The sequence below is a fragment of the Ruegeria sp. CDSB022 genome (assembly GCF_059611145.1).
On the sequence record NZ_JBXWOZ010000003.1, the window covers coordinates 315,237 to 334,428 of the forward strand.

17 protein-coding genes are annotated in these 19,192 nt (G+C 58.8%); 11 read left to right on the forward strand and 6 right to left on the reverse strand.

Going from position 1 to position 19,192, the window contains the following annotated elements:
• Positions 1–43: 43 nt before the first annotated feature.
• Genes AC2FIZ_RS09215 through AC2FIZ_RS09225 form a run of 3 tightly spaced genes read right to left on the reverse strand, consistent with a single transcriptional unit; the run spans position 44 to position 1,350 of the window.
• Positions 44–205 carry a hypothetical protein gene (locus AC2FIZ_RS09215; RefSeq protein ID WP_496790931.1) on the reverse strand — a complete coding sequence of 54 codons (162 nt, stop codon included), beginning with the start codon at positions 203–205 and terminating at the stop codon, positions 44–46.
• 47 nt (positions 206–252) lie between these two features.
• On the reverse strand, positions 253–873 hold the full coding sequence (locus AC2FIZ_RS09220) for a pyridoxamine 5'-phosphate oxidase family protein (RefSeq protein WP_142635772.1): 621 nt from the start codon (positions 871–873) through the stop codon (positions 253–255).
• Positions 874–885: 12 nt separating this feature from the next.
• Complete coding sequence (locus tag AC2FIZ_RS09225; protein WP_142635774.1) at positions 886–1,350, reverse strand: nuclear transport factor 2 family protein; 465 nt, start codon at positions 1,348–1,350, stop codon at positions 886–888.
• A 296-nt stretch (positions 1,351–1,646) separates the two neighbouring features.
• On the opposite strand from AC2FIZ_RS09225, the gene AC2FIZ_RS09230 reads away from it, so the two are divergent.
• Complete coding sequence (locus tag AC2FIZ_RS09230) at positions 1,647–2,222, forward strand: TetR/AcrR family transcriptional regulator (protein WP_496712046.1); 576 nt, start codon at positions 1,647–1,649, stop codon at positions 2,220–2,222.
• 106 nt (positions 2,223–2,328) lie between these two features.
• Positions 2,329–3,486, forward strand: a complete 1,158-nt coding sequence (locus AC2FIZ_RS09235; protein WP_496712043.1) for an acyl-CoA dehydrogenase family protein — start codon at positions 2,329–2,331, stop codon at positions 3,484–3,486.
• A gap of 55 nt (positions 3,487–3,541) precedes the next feature.
• Here the strand turns inward: AC2FIZ_RS09235 and AC2FIZ_RS09240 are convergent, their stop codons facing one another.
• On the reverse strand, positions 3,542–4,435 hold the full coding sequence (locus AC2FIZ_RS09240) for a LysR substrate-binding domain-containing protein (protein ID WP_142635780.1): 894 nt from the start codon (positions 4,433–4,435) through the stop codon (positions 3,542–3,544).
• 98 nt (positions 4,436–4,533) lie between these two features.
• Here AC2FIZ_RS09240 and AC2FIZ_RS09245 point away from each other — a divergent pair, with 98 nt between their 5' ends.
• From AC2FIZ_RS09245 to AC2FIZ_RS09260, 4 genes are read left to right on the forward strand one after another with little or no spacing between them, the layout of a single operon-like run.
• Positions 4,534–5,703, forward strand: coding sequence for a pyridoxal phosphate-dependent aminotransferase (locus tag AC2FIZ_RS09245; protein ID WP_281995335.1), 1,170 nt, complete (start codon positions 4,534–4,536; stop codon positions 5,701–5,703).
• A gap of 10 nt (positions 5,704–5,713) precedes the next feature.
• The gene (locus AC2FIZ_RS09250) at positions 5,714–7,906 is read left to right on the forward strand and encodes a dehydrogenase E1 component subunit alpha/beta (protein WP_496790932.1); all 2,193 of its coding nucleotides are present in this window, start codon (positions 5,714–5,716) and stop codon (positions 7,904–7,906) included.
• Positions 7,903–8,937, forward strand: coding sequence for an ACP S-malonyltransferase (locus AC2FIZ_RS09255; protein WP_496790934.1), 1,035 nt, complete (start codon positions 7,903–7,905; stop codon positions 8,935–8,937). Before AC2FIZ_RS09250 ends, AC2FIZ_RS09255 begins: the two co-directional genes overlap by 4 nt.
• A 41-nt stretch (positions 8,938–8,978) precedes the next feature.
• Complete coding sequence (locus AC2FIZ_RS09260; RefSeq protein WP_281972456.1) at positions 8,979–10,247, forward strand: NAD(P)/FAD-dependent oxidoreductase; 1,269 nt, start codon at positions 8,979–8,981, stop codon at positions 10,245–10,247.
• Here the strand turns inward: AC2FIZ_RS09260 and AC2FIZ_RS09265 are convergent.
• Positions 10,234–11,139 carry a LysR family transcriptional regulator gene (locus AC2FIZ_RS09265; protein WP_281972455.1) on the reverse strand — a complete coding sequence of 302 codons (906 nt, stop codon included), beginning with the start codon at positions 11,137–11,139 and terminating at the stop codon, positions 10,234–10,236. The genes AC2FIZ_RS09260 and AC2FIZ_RS09265 overlap by 14 nt on opposite strands.
• 76 nt (positions 11,140–11,215) lie before the next feature.
• Here AC2FIZ_RS09265 and AC2FIZ_RS09270 point away from each other — a divergent pair, with 76 nt between their 5' ends.
• The 5 genes from AC2FIZ_RS09270 (at position 11,216) to AC2FIZ_RS09290 (ending at position 18,392) form a co-directional block, all read left to right on the forward strand.
• On the forward strand, positions 11,216–14,428 hold the full coding sequence (locus AC2FIZ_RS09270; RefSeq protein ID WP_281995330.1) for a reductive dehalogenase: 3,213 nt from the start codon (positions 11,216–11,218) through the stop codon (positions 14,426–14,428).
• Between the two features lie 128 nt (positions 14,429–14,556).
• Positions 14,557–15,423: an FAD binding domain-containing protein gene (locus AC2FIZ_RS09275; RefSeq protein WP_281995329.1), complete on the forward strand. Its 867-nt coding sequence runs from the start codon at positions 14,557–14,559 to the stop codon at positions 15,421–15,423.
• Entirely contained in the window at positions 15,420–15,899 is a 480-nt protein-coding gene (locus AC2FIZ_RS09280; protein WP_281995328.1) for a (2Fe-2S)-binding protein, read from the forward strand. The genes AC2FIZ_RS09275 and AC2FIZ_RS09280 overlap by 4 nt, the downstream gene beginning before the upstream one ends.
• Positions 15,899–18,154, forward strand: a complete 2,256-nt coding sequence (locus AC2FIZ_RS09285) for a xanthine dehydrogenase family protein molybdopterin-binding subunit (RefSeq protein WP_281995327.1) — start codon at positions 15,899–15,901, stop codon at positions 18,152–18,154. The genes AC2FIZ_RS09280 and AC2FIZ_RS09285 overlap by 1 nt, the downstream gene beginning before the upstream one ends.
• The gene (locus AC2FIZ_RS09290) at positions 18,147–18,392 is read left to right on the forward strand and encodes a MoaD/ThiS family protein (RefSeq protein ID WP_142635798.1); all 246 of its coding nucleotides are present in this window, start codon (positions 18,147–18,149) and stop codon (positions 18,390–18,392) included. The genes AC2FIZ_RS09285 and AC2FIZ_RS09290 overlap by 8 nt, the downstream gene beginning before the upstream one ends.
• Here AC2FIZ_RS09290 and AC2FIZ_RS09295 read toward each other — a convergent pair.
• Entirely contained in the window at positions 18,389–19,096 is a 708-nt protein-coding gene (locus AC2FIZ_RS09295; protein ID WP_142635800.1) for a lysophospholipid acyltransferase family protein, read from the reverse strand. The two genes, AC2FIZ_RS09290 and AC2FIZ_RS09295, sit on opposite strands and share 4 nt — an antisense overlap.
• Positions 19,097–19,192 lie beyond the last annotated feature (96 nt).

Here is a 19,192-nt window from a genome sequence, read left to right on the forward strand (position 1 = left end):
CATGATTCAGGCACAATCTCTTGTTTCGAAGGCCGTATGGTTCTTAGTCTCGGGCCAGTTTTTCCAGCAGCAGCGAATTATAAAGCGCGGGCGGGGATGTCCGAACAGCTTCGGGGGATGCGAAAAATCCCAGCATAAGAAAGGCAATCGACAGAGCGAAACCAAACAGGACTATGAAGGCTCGGTGAAGCGTTAACGTTATCATGGTGTCAGTCCTTGAATCACAAGTTGGGGAATGCTTGGCACTGGGGCTTATTTCTTATTTTCCAATTCCCGTTTCAGCCGGTCATTTTCTGCCTGAAGTTGGGCCAGCTGCTGACCCAATTCGTTCAGGTGGGGGCGCAGCTCGGCCTCGGTGAATCGTGGGGTAATGTGACTTGGGCAATTCCAGTCCAGACCTTCGACCTTGATAATGACGGCGCGTTCGGCCGGGGTCTGGGTGCCTTCAGGGGAGAGGCTGGCAGCCGCCGCAGCGCCTTCGGCAATTTCGACACGCCCAAGTATTTTCAGGCGTCGCTGGTTGGCATAATCCATCAGGATCAGCGCAACCCGGTCATTGCCATCCAAATTCCCGCGCGAGATATACTGTTTGTTGCCTGAAAGATCAGCATACCCGATGGTCTGCGCATCAAGTACTCGTAAAAACCCCGCGGGTCCGCCACGATACTGTACATATGGCCAGCCGGTCTCGGACACGGTTGATTGGTAGAACCCGTCGCGGGCCTCGATGAACTCTTTTTCGGCGGCTCTGATTTCGTGACCCTGCACAGGGCCGCTTTCCAGGAATTTCGCATAGGTTTTTGCCGATCCCATCCTTTCTTGATGGGTGAGAACGGCAGGCGTGAAGGTTAGTTTGGAAAAAGCACGTGGCATAATTGGTCCTTTCTACAGGCCCAGATCAGACAGGCCGGGATGGTCGTCAGGGCGCGGACCAAGAGGCCAAAGGAAAACCCGATCCTGTTGCCTGATCGGAAGGTCGTTCAGCGAGGCATGACGTTTGGCCATCCGACCATCCCTATCGAATTCCCAGTTCTCGTTACCATATGAGCGGAACCACTGGCCGCTGTCGTTCCGCCATTCATAGGCATAGCGCACGGCAATACGGTTTTCCGAATAGGCCCAGAGTTCTTTGATCAGCCGGTACTCCTGCTCATTTCTCCACTTGCGGGTCAAAAGCGCGTGAATTTCAGCATGGCCCGCGACAAACTCGGCCCGATTCCGCCATTGGCTGTCCTCGGTATAGGCGGGCGTCACGATATCCGGATCGCGGCTGTTCCAAGCATTTTCAGCCATGCGGACCTTTTGTGTAGCGGTCTCAGCAGTGAATGGCGGCAGAGGGGGGCGGCTCATGTCATGATCCTTCAGGTCAGCGATGCAGCGAGCAGCGCAAGGGTCAACAGAATTGGGATGTACTGGCGGTTGAAGGGGCTGGTACGGCGTTTCATGATGGCTCCATGGTTAACTGATCGGTACATCATGTTGTTAAGGTGTACTGATCGGTACCTATTTGCAAGGGGCGCCTGTAAAATATCTAAAATTTTTCTCTATCCAGGTGGAAAATAAAGAGAATTTCCTGAACATTGGTGGCCCTTGCGGATTATGGAGGGTACAATTATGTACAGATCGGTACGTATAGGAGGCGAATCATGCGCCCAAACAAAAGGGATGAGCTGGTCCGCAAGGCCCTAAAGGTCTTTTATCGTGACGGTTTTCATGCGACCGGCATGGACAAGCTGGTGGCTGAGACGGGTGTGTCGAAGACTTCGATGTACAAACATTTCCGCACCAAGGAAGATCTGATACTGGCGGCTTTGCGCTTGCGGGACGAGAATTTCCGCAACTGGTTCATGCGTCGTGTCGAGGAATTGGCCGACACCCCTGCGGACCAGTTGATTTCAAGCTTTGATGCACTGGGCGAGTGGTTCGCCGAAGACGGGTTTCGCGGCTGCATGTTCATCAAGGCTGGCGCCGAGTTCCAGGAGAAAGAGCACCCGATCCACGTGCAGGCGGCGGAGCACAAGCGGTTGTTGTTGGAATATTTCACGGATCTGGCCCGCAAAGCCGGTGCCTTCGACCCTGAAAGCCTGGGATGTCAGATTCTTCTGCTGAAAGAAGGGGCAATCGTGACGGCGGTTCTGTTGAAAAGCTGTGATCCCGCGCAAGATGCCAAAGCTGCAGCGCGGGTCTTGCTGGAAAACGCGTTGGCCGCACCGATCCCGTGACCCGGCGAAATCTTCCAAAAGACGTTGCGTAGCGTTTCATCCAACGCATTGGATTACTTGGCGGTCCAACTTACGCTGGCGGCAAGTTGATCTTGGAGGATGCGCAATGTCTCTTATTACCCCTACATCCAGCTGGGTGTCCGAAGAGCACCAGATGTTTGCCGAAATGGCGGACCGTTTCATGCAGGACGAACTGGTGCCCAATATCGAGCGCTGGACCGAAAACGGAGTTGTTGATCGTGCGTTCTGGCGCAAGGCCGGTGACATGGGACTGATGGCTGGCGCGATCACCGAAGAACACGGCGGTGTCGGTGGTGGCATGGGATTTGATGCTCTGACCATGTACGCCCAGACCTCGCACGGAGATTCCGGTTGGGGCTATGCGATCCAGTCGATTGTCATCCACTATATCACCGCTTATGGCAGCGAAGATCAAAAATTGAAATGGCTGCCGAAACTCGCCTCGGGCGAGATGGTCGGCGCGCTGGCCATGACAGAGCCCGGAACCGGTTCGGATGTGCAGTCGATCCGCACAACTGCAGAAAAGAACGGTAACTCCTACTGTCTGAACGGATCCAAGATCTTTATCACCAATGGGCAATCTGCGGACTTGATCCTTGTGGCCGCAAAGACCGACAAGACCCAAGGGTCGAAAGGGGTATCGTTGGTCGCGGTCGAAACGCAGGGCGCAGATGGGTTCCGCAAGGGGCGGAACCTCAAGAAACTGGGCATGAAGTCCAATGACACGGCCGAGCTGTTCTTTGAGGACGTCAAGGTCCCGATGACAAACCTGATTGGTGCGGAAGAGGGGCAGGGTTTTTACCAGATGATGCGGCAACTTCCCTGGGAACGCCTGACGATTGCAATCGGTGCCCTGGGTGCGATTGATTTCGCGATTGCCGAAACAGTGAAATACACGCAGGAGCGCAAAGCCTTCGGTCAGCGCGTGATGGATTTCCAAAATACCCGCTTCAAGCTTGCCGAGTGTAAAACCAAGGCCGAAGTGCTGCGCAGTTTTGTCAACGACTGTATTGCTCGGCTTGAGGCTGGAACTTTGGATGCATCGACCGCGTCGATGGCCAAATACTGGGGGTCTGAGGTGCAGAATGAGATCATGCATGAATGTCTGCAGCTGTTTGGTGGCTATGGGTTCATGATGGAATATCCGATTGCTCGGCTTTACGCGGATGCGCGGGTTCAGATGATCTATGGCGGGACAAATGAGATCATGAAGGAACTCATTGCTCGGTCGTTGGACACATAATCCTGTTCGGGACGCTCCCGCCCCGCAGTTTTCTAGGGTGGTCGGAATGGCCCGGTCACGAGATTTGGTCGACTTGGCCTTGCAGCCAAGAACAGAACGACTTCAGCGGCTCGGATGCCACCCGGGATTGCGGCCAGACCAGAAAGAAATCGCCCAGACTGACGCCTGGGCCTTTCCAGGCGGGAACAAGCCGCCCGGTTTTCAAGTCGTCTTCGACCAGATAGCTGGGCAGCAGCGCCACCCCAAGCCCATGAATTGTGGCTTGTCCCATAGTCGAGAATTGGTCGAACAACATGCCGCCAAGCCCTGATGCCACAAGCCCTTGTGCGGCAAACCATTGCTCCCAGGCGTCAGGGCGCGTTTCCAGGTGCAGCAGTGGGGCATTCATTAGCCAGTCAATCTGTTCCGGGTTTTTTGGCAGAATTTCCGGGGCGCAAACCGGTACAACGTTTTCACGCATGATCGGCAGGTAGTTGACGCCGTGCCAATCTCGACGTCCGAAATGAATCGCGGCGTCGAAATGTTCCGTTTCGAAATCGAAGGGGCGAAGCCGGGTGTTCAGATTGACGGTCACCTCGGGATGTCGGCGAGCAAAGTCCTGAAGACGCGGCGCCAGCCAATGCATCCCAAACGCCGGCAGGATCGACAGGTTCAGCGATCCTCCGGTCGGATTGGCTCTGAGTTTTAGGGAGGCCTGCGCCAGTTGGTGCAAGCTTTTGCGCGCGACCTGAACGTATTCTTTTGCCGCCGGGGTAAGCTGCAGCCGCATCTGGGTTCGCTGGATCAGTTCGATGCCCAGCTGTTCCTCCATCGACTTGAGCTGTCGGCTGATGGCGCTTTGGGTCAGCGAAAGCTCTTCCGCTGCCGCCGATGCACTGCCAAGGCGGTCAACGGCCTCGAGTGCCAGCAGAGAGGGGATAGACGGCAGAAAACGACGGGGGGCGATCATATGATAATTCCTCATACCTTTCGAATGGAATATCACTGGCTTTTAGAGCCCGCCAGCCCGATACCAAATGAATATTTTGGTCAAGAGAGACGTTGGCAGTGTCCAGGGAAATCGCAGCAGATAGTTTTAGGCGTGCAGACAGGCTGCGCGGGATTGAGTTGTCAGAGATTGTTCAGATCTCTGAGCAGGCTGCGCGCCTTAAGGCGCAGGGTGTCGATGTGGTCGCGCTCAGTACTGGCGAGCCTGATTTTCCGACCCCTGAACATGTGGTCGAGGCGGCCCATAAAGCGGCGCTGGCCGGGCAAACACGGTACCCGGCGACGGCAGGGGCGCCGGACCTTCGGGCGGCTATCGCCGTCGGGGCCAGTGTCCAGCCGGAAAACGTGATCGTCTCGACCGGTGCTAAACAGGTTTTGTCCGGGGCGCTGATGGCCACGCTCGATCCCGGGGATGAAGTTATTACCGCGGCGCCGTTCTGGACCAGCTATGCGGATATGGTCAGGCTGTCCGGCGGTATTCCGGTTGTCTTGGACTGTCCGGTTTCTCAGGGGTTCAAGCTGACCCCAGCACAGCTTGAGGCCGCAATTACGCCGCGCACTCGCTGGCTTTTGCTGAACACGCCCTCAAACCCGACCGGCGCGGTCTATACTGAATCGGAAATGCAGGCCCTGGGTCGTGTTTTGGACAGGCATCCCAATGTTTGGGTGATCTCGGATGAGATTTACCAACACCTGACCTATGTTCCCTTCACGCCATTTGTTCAGGCCGTGCCGCATCTGGCGGATAGAGTGCTGACCGTAAATGGAGTTTCCAAGGCCTATTCGATGACCGGGTGGCGGATCGGTTGGGGAATCGGGCCATCACCCTTGATCAAGGCGATGACCGCTGTTCAGGGGCAGATTACATCAGGCGCATGTTCCATCGCGCAGGCGGCAGCATTGGCTGCGATTACCGGGCCGCAAACGCTTTTGGGCGAACGCCTGCAGGCGATGCGAGCACGCCGTGATCTTGTGGTTGCTAGGTTGAATGCCGCGGGTCTGGAGTGTGCCGTTCCGGATGGCGCGTTCTATGTCTTTCCCAAAACACCGGCTGAAATGCCGGTCGATCATGAATTCTGCCGGTATCTGCTGGACGAAGTCGGGGTGGCCCTGGTGCCGGGGCGCGCCTTTGGGATGCCGGGCCATCTGCGGCTTTCTTTTGCCTATGGCACCGAAAGCCTGCAAGAAGGGTTGCGGCACATTTCTGTTGCGACCGCCAGATTGAAGTAGAGGGGCCGCCATGGATCGCGCTCAGATCGTTCATGAGAATTTCCTGACACGTGTGGCGCAAGGCCACCTGCCTGACGGCGCAGCCCCGCGCCCCGGACTTAGCAATACCGAGGCGGTGTCGCTGTACCGGTCGCAGGTTCTCAGCCGGGCGTTGGACCGTACCAGCCGCGCGATGCAGAAGGCGGGGCAGGGGTTCTATACTATCGGCTCGTCCGGGCATGAGGGCATGGCTGCTGTCGCCCATGCTCTGCGGCCCACAGACATCGCGTTTCTGCACTACCGGGATGCCGCGTTTCAGATCGCGCGTTCCGAGCAGGTGCCGGGTCAGCAGATCGCCTGGGATATGTTACTGAGTTTTGCCTGCTCGAAAGAGGACCCGATCTCGGGTGGTCGGCACAAGGTACTGGGCACGAAGGCACTGATGATCCCGCCGCAGACCTCGACAATTGCCAGTCATCTGCCCAAAGCTGTGGGTGCGGCCTATTCCCTGGGTGCAGCGCGGCGGCACCCGCCCGAACATCGCGAGCTGCCACAGGACGGGATCGCGATGTGTTCGTTCGGGGATGCGTCGGCCAATCATTCCACTGCGCAGGGGGCGATCAATACGGCGGGGTGGACCAGCGTACAGTCGACCCCTTTGCCCCTGTTGTTCGTCTGTGAGGATAATGGGATCGGTATCTCGGTCAGAACGCCAAAGGGATGGGTTCAAGCGTCGATGCAGCACCGGCCGGGGATCAAATATTTCCAGGCCAATGGTTTGGATATTTTCGAAACCTATGCGGTTGCGAAAGAGGCGGCGGAATACGTGCGCACTCGGCGCAAACCGGCTTTTCTGCATCTAAGAACCGTTCGGCTTTATGGCCATGCGGGGGCGGACGTCCCGACGACCTATATGGCGAAATCCGAGGTCGAAGCTGATGAGGCTAATGATCCGCTTCTGCATTCGGTGCGGCTGTTGGATCAGGCCGGGGCGTTATCGTCGGATCAGGCGCTGAAGATATATCAGGATACCTGCGCCCGCACCGACAGGATCGCGGCCGAGGCCGTGACCCGCCCACATCTGACCACTGCGTCCGAGGTCATGGCCAGCCTGATCCCGCCGGAACGCACCTGCAAACCCACCAATGGTCCGGGGGCCGAGGCCCGTGCAGCCGCTTTTGGCGGCGACATGCGCGCGATGGACGATCCCCAGCCGATGAGTCGTCTGATCAACTGGGCGCTGACCGATCTGATGCTGGAACACGCCGAGATCGTGTGCATGGGCGAAGATGTGGGACGCAAGGGTGGCGTCTATGGCGTGACCCAAAAGCTGCAACAGCGGTTCGGCCCGGATCGGGTGATCGACACGCTGTTGGACGAACAGTCCATTCTGGGGCTGGCCATCGGTATGGGGCATAACGGCTTTGTCCCGATCCCTGAAATTCAGTTTCTGGCCTATCTCCACAATGCCGAGGACCAGATCAGGGGCGAGGCCGCGACCTTGCCCTTTTTCTCGAACGGGCAATTTACCAATCCGATGGTCCTGCGGATCGCCGGTCTGGGATATCAGAAGGGTTTCGGGGGGCATTTCCACAACGACAACTCTCTGGCCGTTCTGCGCGATATTCCGGGTGTGATCATTGCCTGCCCCTCGACTGGTTCGGACGCGGTGCAGATGCTTCGAGAATGCGTAAGGCTGGCCCGCGAAGAGCAGCGCGTCGTGGTATTCCTGGAACCCATTGCGCTTTATCCGATGCGCGACCTCCATCAGGCACAAGATGCCGGATGGATGACGACCTATCCTTCGCCGGATCGCAGCATCCGCCTGGGCGAGGTCGGGGTACAGGGGGACGGCACCGATCTGGCGATTGTGACCTATGGCAACGGCCACTACCTGTCGCAGCAAGCCTTGCCTGAACTTGAGGCCGCAGGGATCCGAACCCGGATTATCGACATGCGATGGTTGGCTCCATTACCTGCAGAAGCGTTGCGCGAGGCCACCAAAACCTGTGCGCATATTCTGGTCGTTGACGAATGCCGCCGGACCGGAAGCCAGTCAGAGGCGCTGACAACTTTCTTCGTCGAAGAAAGCCCCGACACACCAATCGCCCGCGTAGTGGCAGAAGACAGCTTTATCGCGACTGGGCCTGCATATGCTGCGCCATTGCCGTCAAAGGATAATATTGTCGCCGCCGCGATCAATCTGACTGGAAACCGCTCATGACCCGTACCGCCGTTGTGATCTGCCCGGGTCGGGGCACCTATAACAAGGCCGAGCTGGGTTATTTGCACCGTCATCACGCAAGCCGGATGCAGATGTTTGGCAATTTTGACGCCATCCGTGCCAATGCGGGGCAAGCGGCAGTCACGGCGCTGGACGGTGCTGATCGGTTCACGGTCAGTAAGTACTCGCGCGGTGATGTGGCCTCACCCCTGATTTATGCGGCCTCTTTGGCCGATGCTCAGGCGCTTGCTGATGACATTGAGGTGGTCGCCGTCACCGGCAACTCGATGGGCTGGTACATCGCCTTGGCCGCCGGAGGCGCGGTGTCGCCCGAGGATGGCTTTCGTGTGGTGAATACAATGGGGACGCTGATGCAGGACCACCTAATTGGTGGGCAGCTCGTATACCCATTCACAGACAATAGCTGGGCGGATGACCCACAGCGTAAGGCTGAATTGCTGGCCGATGTGGCGCGGATCAACGCGCAGGACGGTCAGGTTCTGGCATTGTCGATTGATCTGGGTGGAATGCTGGTTCTGGCGGGCAACGAAGAGGGCTTACGAGCGTTCGAGGCATCGTGGCCGAGTGTGCAAGACAGGTTCCCCATGAGGTTGGCAAATCACGCCGCATTTCACACCCACCTTCAAGCTCCGGTGGCTGCGGAAGGGCGCACGCAACTTGGTGCGGAGCTGTTCAAACAGCCTGACCGGCCTCTGATCGACGGGCGTGGCAAAATCTGGTGGCCGGGTGCGACGGACACGCAGGCACTGTGGGATTACACCCTGGGACATCAGGTGACCGCGGCCTATGACTTCACCCGCGCAATCCAGACCGCCGCGCGCGAATTCGCGCCTGACCTGTTCATCGTGACAGGCCCCGGAGCGACTTTGGGCGGTGCCGTTGCGCAATCGCTGGTTCTGGCCGGGTGGCAGGGGATGTGCGATCGGGCAGCGTTTCAGTCGCAGCAAAAGGCGCGGCCTTTCCTGATCGCGATGGGGCGTGAGGATCAAAGGGCTCTTGCGACGACCTGATCCCGCGTCCTAATGGTTTTTGACACCGCAAGGAGTCCGCATTGAGCGACTACGATCAATCCCTTTGGCTAAACACCTGCCGCGAGCATGTGGAGAGCGCCCCGCTGACCAGCGATTTGTCTGTGGACCTTGCGGTGATCGGCGGCGGTTATACTGGCAGTTCTGCGGCTTTGACGGCCGCACGGGCCGGAGCCTCGGTCTGTGTCTTGGAGGCGCAGGAGATCGGGCATGGGGGATCCGGGCGCAATGTGGGGCTGGTCAATGCCGGACTCTGGGTGCGTCCTGCTGACATTTGCGCCCATCTGGGGGATGCGGACGGAACGCGTCTTATCGAAATCCTTGCGGCGGCCCCAAGTGAAGTATTCAGCGTGATCCAGGCACATGAGATTGAGTGCGAGCCGATGCGCACGGGCACGTTGCATTGTGCGCATTCTGGCTCTGGTCTTGCTGATTTGAAAATACGCCATGCACAGTTGCGTCAGGCAGGCGCTCCGGTCGAGTTGCTGTCGTCGGACAAGACGTACCAGCGCACGGGCAGCGCCACCTTTCGTGGAGCTCTGTTCGACCCGCGCGCCGGAACGATCCAGCCGATGGCATATGTGCGTGGTCTGGCCCGCGCGGCTGCCGCAACCGGGGCACGCGTTCACACACACAGCCCGGTGACGACGATGCGCCATGTCGATGGCCAATGGCTGTTGGAAACCCCGCAGGCAACGGTGCGCGCCAAATCGGTGATCCAGGCCACCAACGCGTATCATCGGAACCTGCCCGATACGGCACCGGCCTATGTTCCTGTCTCGTATTTTCAATTCACTACTGCGCCGTTGTCCGACAATCTGCGCGCGAGTATTCTTCCCGGAGCCGAAGGATGTTGGGATACCGGCCTGATCATGACCTCTTTCCGAATGGATCACGACGGGCGCTTTATCCTCGGCGCAATGGGCAATCTAGAACATGCGGGCAGCGCCGCGCACACCGGATGGATCAAGCGCAAACTGTCAGAGCTTTATCCTCAGCTTGCGGATCAACCCTTGCAGCAGGGATGGCATGGCCGCATTGCGATGACCTCGGACCACATTCCCAAGATCACCCGGATCGGACCGGATGCGGTTTCGATCCATGGCTATTCAGGCCGGGGTATCGGGCCGGGCACGGTGTTTGGCCGTATGGCGGCTGAGAGCCTTTTGGCAGGGGATCCGGCGTTGCTGCCAGTTCCCGCTGTGGCGGAACATACTGAACGCTGGACCCGCCTGCGTCACGCCTACTTTGAAACCGGTGCTGCACTGACCCATTTGATCAAGGCGCGCTGATGTCAGCTGCTATGGCTTCGATCCTTCTGCGCAGCCAACGATGCGCCGGGTCATTGGCCGACCTTTGGTGCCAGACCATGTAAAGCGGAACCGGGGTGCATTCGAAGGGCAAATGCGCACAGTCCAACCCGGCCAGAGGACCTTGTCTCATCAAGGCGGTATCGGTCGAGATCAACGAGCTGCCCCGCACAAAGGCCGGAATCGCGTTGAAATGGGGCAGGGTAACAATCGGCGCTCTGATCTGGCTTTGATCAACACCCCGCATGACGGCACGGGCGTTGCGGCCATCGGAAAAGCGCACCTCGATATGGTCGCTCTCGCAGTAGGTCTGCCAACTGTTTGGCGGGGTGCAATGGCCGGCATCATAAAACATCATCAGCGGGCTTTCGAGCAGCCGTTTCTGGTAAATGTCCGGCCCATCCGGCGGCAGAGGGGTGACCATCAACTGACACCGGTCGCTGCGCAACAGGTCCGGATCGGGAACGCCCGATGGGATGAACTCCAACCGTAACCGTGCACCCTCGGCGCGTGTGTCTCGCAACAGCCTTGGGAATATCACTTCGCGTGGCATGTCATTTGTGGCGATGCGAATGTCGATCTGTTCGGATAACGGGTCAAAGGGGCGACCGTCGGTCAAGGCACGCATCCCGTCCAGCACCGTTTGAATAGGGTCCTTCAGGGACAAGGCACGTTCGGTCGGGGTCAGGCCCTGACCTGAACGTACAAACAACGGATCGCCCAGCACCTGCCGCAGTTTGGACAGCGTGTGGCTGATTGCCGATTGCGTGACCCCCAGCCGATCGGCTGCTTTCGAGACCGAGCTTTCCTCGAGTATTGTCAGAAAGACCCGCAGGACTTTGCCGTCCAAATCAGTGAAATCATTTTTATTCATATTATTTATGATTAAGTATGAATGGCATTGCTGTCTACCGGGCATTAAGGGTCAGACGGGCAAGGGGAGGCACGCTATGGGAATCCGTTTCTTTTCAGACCGGAACAGGCCAGTTCATATGGGCGGCTACCCGCTAGAGCGGTTGGCGCGGCAGGACACAATGCCGGACCTTTCGCAGGTGCCGCCTATGGGCGATCTTAGTTTTCGCCGCCCCGATCAGCCCCACAGCATCGTCAATGCGATGGGTGAGTTTCAGGCGATGATGGATGCGATCCGCGACGGGTTGGTGAACCCGGCAATGGGCGATATCCCGTCAGATCCGAATGCGCGCGCCAACCATCTGAAAGCCTTTGGTTATTTCAACGATGCGTCGATGATTGGGTGCGGACCACTGCCGCCTGAAGCACTGTTGCCCGAGCCGCGCCGCAACCCTGATATAGACCGGCTGGCTGATGCCCTGAGGACACGGCAAACCAAGACGCTGGCCTCGGGCATTGATGTCATCATGGCGGATTTGAAGGACAGTATCGAGGCTGCGCCAAAGCCAATCGACAGCCACCGCCATGCAATCGTGTTTCTGTACGAACACAACCGAGACCCGGACCTGTCCGAGCCCGGAACCGATTGGATCGTGGATGCGCAGGATCATCGCGCTTGTTTGTTGGCAACCGAGAATGCGGTGGTGATTGCCAACTACATCCGATTGCTTGGCTTTGATGCACGGGCGCATACGGCGATGTCGTCGGATGTTGATCTGGGCAAACTGGCGGTCGCCGCGGGATTGGCCTCGGCCGAAGGTGGACAACTTGTTGCCCCGTGGCTTGGGACCCGGTTCGGGCTGGCCGTGGTGACGACCGAGTTGGAGATCGCTCATGACCGCCCGCTGTGCCCGATGGCTCAGCAACCGTGGTTTCGCACACAAGGACCGGCATGGTGGTTGGGGGCGGGTTTTGCCAAGAATGCGTTGAACCGAGACTCCTATGCCAAACGGCGCTATGTCGACGGCGCGCATCCCTTCGAAAAGCTTAAGCGTGTCGAAACGCCGACAACTTATATTGACGAGGAAAACGTTGCACGCGTCCCCAAACGGGCTGACATGTTTGCCCGGGCGCAATTCGGCGACATGGGTAAGACTCTGCAGGACGCCGCCAAGGGTGGGCATTACGTGCGCAAGGCGGCCCCCAGTTTCGCGCAACGGCGCGCGCTGGGCGCGTTTGTTCTGCTGCAGGATGGCGATAGCGCCGAGACAGCGCCGCCGACAGATGCCGCCCGGAACGCCGCTAATATCAAGGCCACGACCTATTTTCTGGGTGCGGATGCGGTGGGCCTCAGCCGCTGCCCCGAATGGGCGTGGTATTCACATGATGCCGCCGGAGAAGAGATTACACCGCCACATGATCAAGCCATCAGCATGATCATCGACCAAGGTTATGAGACGATGGAGGGATCCAGCGGTGACGACTGGATTGCGGTCGCTCAATCCATGCGCGCCTATCTGCGGTTCTCGCTTTTGGGTGGGGTCGTTGCACAGCAGATCCGCAACCTTGGGTATAAGGCCAAGGCCCATACGGTGATGGATGGCGAGGTGCTGCAGCCTCCGCTTTTGCTGTTGTCGGGACTGGGAGAGGTCAGCCGGATTGGCGAGGTCATCCTGAACCCCTATCTGGGCCCGCGTCTGAAATCCGGTGCGGTCACAACAGATATGCCTCTGGCTCATGACAAGCCGATAGATTTCGGACTGCAGAGTTTTTGTGAAAGCTGCAATAAATGCGCGCGAGAATGCCCCTCGGGGGCGATCACCGCCGGGCCAAAACTGATGTTCAACGGCTATGAAATCTGGAAGTCCGACAGCCAGAAATGCGCCACTTACCGGGTGACAACATCGGGTGGTGCGATGTGCGGGCGGTGCATGAAGACCTGCCCATGGAATCTGGAAGGCATCTTCAAGGAACGTCCCTTCCGTTGGGCCGCGATGAACTTCCCCCAAGCCGCGCCAGCGCTGGCGAAACTGGACGATGCGGTGGGCAATGGTGGCTTGAACGACACCAAGAAATGGTGGTGGGATATCGAATTGCAGCCCGACGGCGCGTATCGCCCGACCCAGCATCCGCTGAACCGGCGCAACCTGCAGACGGACCTTGCCCTGAAATATGAGGATCAGACGCTGGCGGTCTATCCCGCCTATCTGGCCCCGCATCCCTGGCCCTATCCTTTTGCCATGGACCGCGAAGCCGGGATTGCAGCTTATGAAGCGATGGTCACGGCAGAGGAGTACAAGGCACGCAAGGCCGCCGGGGACATGTCTGTTGTTCACAACTATTCCATCGCAGGTGATGCCCCTGTCATGCGGGTCGAGCTGAGCATGGTCGACCGGATGACGGATGATGTGACCAAATATGAGTTCGCGACGCTGGATGGCGCGCCGCTGCCTCAGTGGACCGCAGGCGCCCATCTGGACGTGCTGGTCGCGCCAGAGTTCCTGCGGCAATATTCAATGTCCGGCAATCCGGCGAACCCAGCGACCTATCAGATCGGTGTCTTGCGCGAGGATGAGGGGCGGGGCGGCTCGGCCCTGTTGCACCGGATTTTTACCGAAGGGCGCAAGGTTTTCATCTCGAAACCGATCAACCATTTCGAACTGGATGAGACCGCCACCAGGACATTCCTGATGGGCGGCGGGATCGGTATCACGCCGATGATCGCTTTTGCCCACCGCCTGCACAGTCTGGGCAAACCCTTTGACCTGCATTACTCGGCAAGTACCCGCGCTGGGGCGGGGTATCTGGACGATCTGGCTGCAATGCCCTGGGCCGATCACGTGCACTATCATTTCTCGGACGAAGGCACGCGCGCTGATTTACAGTCAATCCTGTCGGGATATCAGGTAGGTTGGCATGTCTATACCTGCGGCCCGGATCGGTACATGGAAGGCGTGATGCAGGCAGCGGAACGTCAAGGGTTCCCAGACGAGGCGCGGCATCTGGAGTATTTCTCCGTTCCCGAGCAGCCCGAGTATGAGAACCATTCTTTCACGCTGAAACTGGCCAAATCGGGGCGAGAGCTGCAGGTTCCCGCCGACAAACACGCGGCGCAGGTGCTGAACGAAGCCGGAATTCAGGTCGATGTGAAATGTTCGGACGGAATTTGCGGCGTCTGTAAATGCGGTGTGATTTCGGGTGAAATCGAGCATAGGGATTTCGTGCTGTCGAACAAGCAGCGCGAAGGCGCAATCATCCTGTGCCAAAGCCGTGCTGCGGACCCGGACGGGGTGGTCGAGATCGACCTCTGATCCGAGGTCTGGAAACGTCATTTCGGGATCGAAAAATAGGTCGTTCTTGCCATGGACGCCAGTGTGTTGCTGCATTAACGTCCCTGCGAACCCCAGTGGATCCTGACCAACAGGCGCGAGGTAAAATCATGGATTATCACAGCCCTGCCAGCTTTGCCGAGGCGTCGGCTCTGGCAGAAAATGCAAAAGGCGTTACACGGTTTCTTGCCGGTGGCACCGATGTTTTGGTGCAGTTGCGCTCGGAATTGGTGACGCCTGATACATTGATAGACATCAAGAAAATCAATGGCGTAAGCGATATCACCCGCAATGCTGACGGCAGCTGGACGCTGGGCGTGGCGGCGACAGGTGCGGAAATGAGCGAACATCCTGGGTTGGGCCTCGACTGGCCCGGCGTGGTCGAAGCGATGGATTTGATCGGATCGACTCAGGTGCAGGGGCGGGCGACGCTGACTGGCAACCTGTGCAATGGCTCGCCTGCGGCGGATTCGGTGCCAGCCATGGTGGCAGCGGGCGTGACCGTGACAGTCACCGGACCAAGTGGCACACGTGAGGTTGCCGTCGAAGATATTCCGACCGGCCCGGGCAGAACGTCCTTGGCCAAGGGTGAACTGATCTCGGCGGTCAATATTCCTGCACGCGGCGAAAACGGAGGTGATGCCTATCTGCGGTTCATCCCCAGGACCGAGATGGATATTGCGGTGGTTGGCGTAGGTGTGAATCTCCGTCTGGACGGGGATACCATCACCGAGGCCCGCGTGTCTCTGGGTGCCGTGGCTCCGACTGTTCTGCTTGTCGAAGACTGCGCCACGGCGATCATGGGCAGCGCCCTGGACGATACTGCATTGGACGCGCTTGCCGCTGCCGCATCTACTGCCTGTAACCCGATCGACGATAAGCGCGGCACAATCGCATTCCGTACCGAAGTGGCCGGGGTTCTGGCCAAACGCGCCGCGAAAATCGCCTATGCCCGCGCCAAGGGAGAGCAAGCATGAGCAAGTTCCACGTATCCACCACCGTCAATGGTGACACGGTCGAATACCTGTGTGACCCACGCGAGACCCTGCTGGACTGTCTGCGCGACAAGCTGAACCTGACCGGTGCGAAAGAAGGCTGCGGCACCGGCGATTGCGGTGCCTGCTCGGTAACTCTCGATGGCCGTTTGGTTTGTTCCTGCCTGATGCTTGGGATCGAAGCAGAGGGTAAACAGATCGAGACGGTCGAAGGTATTGCAGACGGGGACGTTCTGCATCCGCTGCAGAAGAAGATGATTGAATATGCTGCTCTTCAATGCGGTATCTGCACCCCCGGTATTCTGGTCGCGGCCAAATCGTTGCTGGAAAAGAACCCGAACCCGACCGAGGAAGAGACACGGTATTGGTTGGCTGGTAATCTCTGCCGCTGCACCGGGTATGACAAGATCATTCGCGCCGTGATGGATACAGCGGCTGAACTGGGGGAGGCTTCGTAATGGCACTCGACGATCGCAAATCTGAATTCACTTTCGTTGGCACCCGACCGAACCGCCCTGACGGGCTGGACAAGGTCACGGGGCGCGCGAAATTTGGTGCTGACGCCACCGCACCGGGCATGTTGCACGGGGCTATTCTGCGCTCGCCCCATGCCCATGCGCGGATCGTAAAGATCGACACCTCCAAGGCCCAAGCGCATAAAGACGTCAAAGCCGTTGTGACCCGTGACGATTTCGCTGAGGTGCCGTTTAAGCCCGGTCTTGAAGGTGAGTTCTGGAACGTGCTGGAAAACGTTATGGCAGGCGAGAAGGCCCTGTATGACGGCCACGCGGTGGCAGCTATTGCGGCAACTTCGGCGCTGTCGGCACGTGACGCACTCAAACTGATTGAGGTCGAATATGAGGTGCTGCCCCATGTGACCGATGTCGACAAAGCGATGGCCCCGGACGCTCCGGTTATACGCGAGGGGGCGGCGGATTATTCCGTGCCCGAAGGGATGCACCCGAACGTCGTGCGCTATCACGAAAGCGGGCATGGCGATGTCGAGGTCGGTTTTGCCGAAGCGGATCTGGTTGTTGAAGACAGCTTTGTCACCGAGGCAACCCATCAGGGTTATATCGAACCTCATGCCTGTTTGGCGACGCTGGGAAATGACGGCAAGGGTGAGCTGTGGTGCACCACCCAAGGTCACTGGATCGCGCAGAAAACCTGTGCGGCTTTGCTGGGGATCGAAACATCGCAACTGCGGGTGACGGCGTCCGAGATTGGCGGCGGCTTTGGTGGCAAGACAACCGTATTCATCGAGCCGGTCGCGCTGGCGCTGAGCCGCAAGGCCAACCGCCCGGTCAAGCTGGTGATGACCCGATCCGAGGTATTCCGGGCCACCGGTCCGACTGCCTCCGCGTCGATGGATATCAAGATCGGGATGAAGAAAGACGGCACGATCACCGCAGCGCAAGGCGTGTTCCGCCTGCAGGGTGGGGCCTTCCCCGGCGCGCCGGGTGATATGACGGCCATGTGTGCCTTTGCTCCTTATAACCTGACTAACGTCAAGCAGGTGGGCTATGACGTCATGGCCAACCGCCCGAAACAGGCGGCCTACCGGGCGCCCGGTGCACCGATGGGAGCCTTTGCTGTTGAGTCGGTGATTGACGAGCTGTGCAAGAAACTGGGTCTGGACCCCGTGGATGTGCGTCTGAAAAACGCCGCCTACGAAGGTACGAAGGCCAGCTATGGCCCGCGCTACGAACGCATCGGTCTGGTCGAAACGCTTGAGGCCGCCAAGGCGCATCCGCACTATTCTGCGCCACTGAAACCAGGGCAGGGGCGTGGGATATCCTGTGGATTCTGGTTCAATCACGGGGGCGAGACATCCGTGTCGCTGGCCCTGTCCGAGGATGGTTCGGCCCAGCTGATGGTCGGCACGCCCGATATCGGCGGTTCGCGCGCGTCGATGGCTCTGATGGCAGCCGAGGTGTTGGGCATTCCCTACGAGAATATCCGCGTCACCATCGCGGACACGGCAACACTCGGCTATAACGACGTTTCGCACGGCTCGCGCGTGACTTATGCCTCAGGGCTGGCCACGATCAAGGCGGCCCGGCATGCGGTTGAAAAGCTGAGCGAACGCGCGGCGGCCAAGTGGGGCATCCCGATGGATGCGGTGAAATGGGAAAACGGCTGCGCGGTGCCCTCGGGCCCCAATGCGGGCGATTTCGACCCGATGCCGCTGGCCGATATCACCGCTGATATGGGTGCGACCGGCGGTCCGATCTCGGGCCATTTCGAAGCAACCCCGGAAGGCGCAGGCGTGTCGTTTGGCACCCATATCGTCGATGCCGAGGTCGACCCGGAGACCGGCAAGACCAGCATCACCCGCTATACGGTCATTCAAGACGCCGGAAAGGCGATCCACCCGACCTATGTGGAAGGCCAGTATCAGGGTGGCGCGGCGCAGGGCATCGGTTGGGCGCTGAACGAGGAATATGTCTATGGCGAGGATGGTCGTCTGCAGAACTCGATCTTCCTCGATTATCGTATCCCGGTCGCCAGCGACTTGCCGATGATCGATACGGTGATCGTCGAAGTGCCCAATCCCGGCCACCCGTTTGGTGTGCGCGGCGTGGGCGAGACTGGCATCGTGCCACCGCTGGCAGCCATCGCCAACGCGGTTTCGAATGCAGCGGGTGTGCGGATGAAACAACTGCCAATGTCACCGCCACGCATTTTGGCGGCGCTCAAGGACAATGGTTGAGGTCCACCTGTGGTCCGGCCTCCGGTCTTTGACCGGGGGTCAACAGGTGGTCGAGGTTGAGGCCAAAACCACTGGTGAGCTGCTGCGGGAACTTGCGCGGGTACATCCGCAGCTTCAGGCACCGATTGATGCTGGGGTATCCATCTCAATAAACGGTCGCGTGATCGCCAGCGGGTTGACCGAACCGATCCCCGAAGGCAGCGAAGTGTATCTGATGCAAAGGCTGCGCGGCGGTTAGCCCTTGGGTGACCAGGGTTCGCGCCCGACCATCCTGTCTGCTTCGGCAGTGATGTCGTTCATATGCGCCTCAAGGCTTAACCGCAGCGTCTCGAGTTCTTCTTCACTGGCCTTGCGGGGAACGTTTTCGGTCCATTCCCGGCACAAAAAGACGCCCTGATTGCGCCAAGGGCGCGGCATCAGCAGGCGATCCCAGGTACCGGCCTCGCTGCCGTGGCGGGCAGAAAAGGTGATACCGAAGACCCGCTTGCCCGAGGTGCGTGCCCAAACCAGAGGCACTGTCGACAGCACCCGTTCCGGACCGCGCGGGCCGTCAGCGGCGATACCGATGGAAATGCCCCGCTTGATCTTGCCGATCACTTCGCGTGACACCGCGATGTTGTTGGCGTTTTTGCTGGTCATGGCGATGGTGTCCATGCCGAAGAGTTTCTGCACCCGACCAACCATGCTGCCAGCGCGTGCCGAAGATGTGATCGAGCAGATACGCCCCTTATCCAACGGAAAGAAATAGGGCGATTGTGCCAGTCGCTGATGCCAAAGGACAACGATGACCGGCTCGCCCTGATCGGCCAGTTGGTCCAGCTCTTCATAGCCGATGCGTTGCCATTGGGTGTTGCGGTTAACCATCCGAATATAGCTCGCGATGCGGCGGGCGGTCCAATTCAGGACGGCCTCGCTATCGGCGATTTTCTTGCGGATACTCACGAATGGTGACCCTCATATTGATCAAACCGTGTCTTATAGAACTCAACGCCATACGCAACTTGTTTGTCGTGCGCATAACTGAGGAGGAATCTGAAA

Coding starts and splice junctions, on each gene's coding strand:
- AC2FIZ_RS09215 (WP_496790931.1), bottom strand. CDS start 205: ATGATAACGTTAACGCTTCACCGAGCCTTCATAGTCCTGTTTGGTTTC.
- AC2FIZ_RS09220 (WP_142635772.1), bottom strand. CDS start 873: ATGCCACGTGCTTTTTCCAAACTAACCTTCACGCCTGCCGTTCTCACC.
- AC2FIZ_RS09225 (WP_142635774.1), bottom strand. CDS start 1,350: ATGAGCCGCCCCCCTCTGCCGCCATTCACTGCTGAGACCGCTACACAA.
- AC2FIZ_RS09230 (WP_496712046.1), top strand. CDS start 1,647: ATGCGCCCAAACAAAAGGGATGAGCTGGTCCGCAAGGCCCTAAAGGTC.
- AC2FIZ_RS09235 (WP_496712043.1), top strand. CDS start 2,329: ATGTCTCTTATTACCCCTACATCCAGCTGGGTGTCCGAAGAGCACCAG.
- AC2FIZ_RS09240 (WP_142635780.1), bottom strand. CDS start 4,435: ATGATCGCCCCCCGTCGTTTTCTGCCGTCTATCCCCTCTCTGCTGGCA.
- AC2FIZ_RS09250 (WP_496790932.1), top strand. CDS start 5,714: ATGGATCGCGCTCAGATCGTTCATGAGAATTTCCTGACACGTGTGGCG.
- AC2FIZ_RS09255 (WP_496790934.1), top strand. CDS start 7,903: ATGACCCGTACCGCCGTTGTGATCTGCCCGGGTCGGGGCACCTATAAC.
- AC2FIZ_RS09265 (WP_281972455.1), bottom strand. CDS start 11,139: ATGAATAAAAATGATTTCACTGATTTGGACGGCAAAGTCCTGCGGGTC.
- AC2FIZ_RS09270 (WP_281995330.1), top strand. CDS start 11,216: ATGGGAATCCGTTTCTTTTCAGACCGGAACAGGCCAGTTCATATGGGC.
- AC2FIZ_RS09275 (WP_281995329.1), top strand. CDS start 14,557: ATGGATTATCACAGCCCTGCCAGCTTTGCCGAGGCGTCGGCTCTGGCA.
- AC2FIZ_RS09280 (WP_281995328.1), top strand. CDS start 15,420: ATGAGCAAGTTCCACGTATCCACCACCGTCAATGGTGACACGGTCGAA.
- AC2FIZ_RS09285 (WP_281995327.1), top strand. CDS start 15,899: ATGGCACTCGACGATCGCAAATCTGAATTCACTTTCGTTGGCACCCGA.
- AC2FIZ_RS09290 (WP_142635798.1), top strand. CDS start 18,147: ATGGTTGAGGTCCACCTGTGGTCCGGCCTCCGGTCTTTGACCGGGGGT.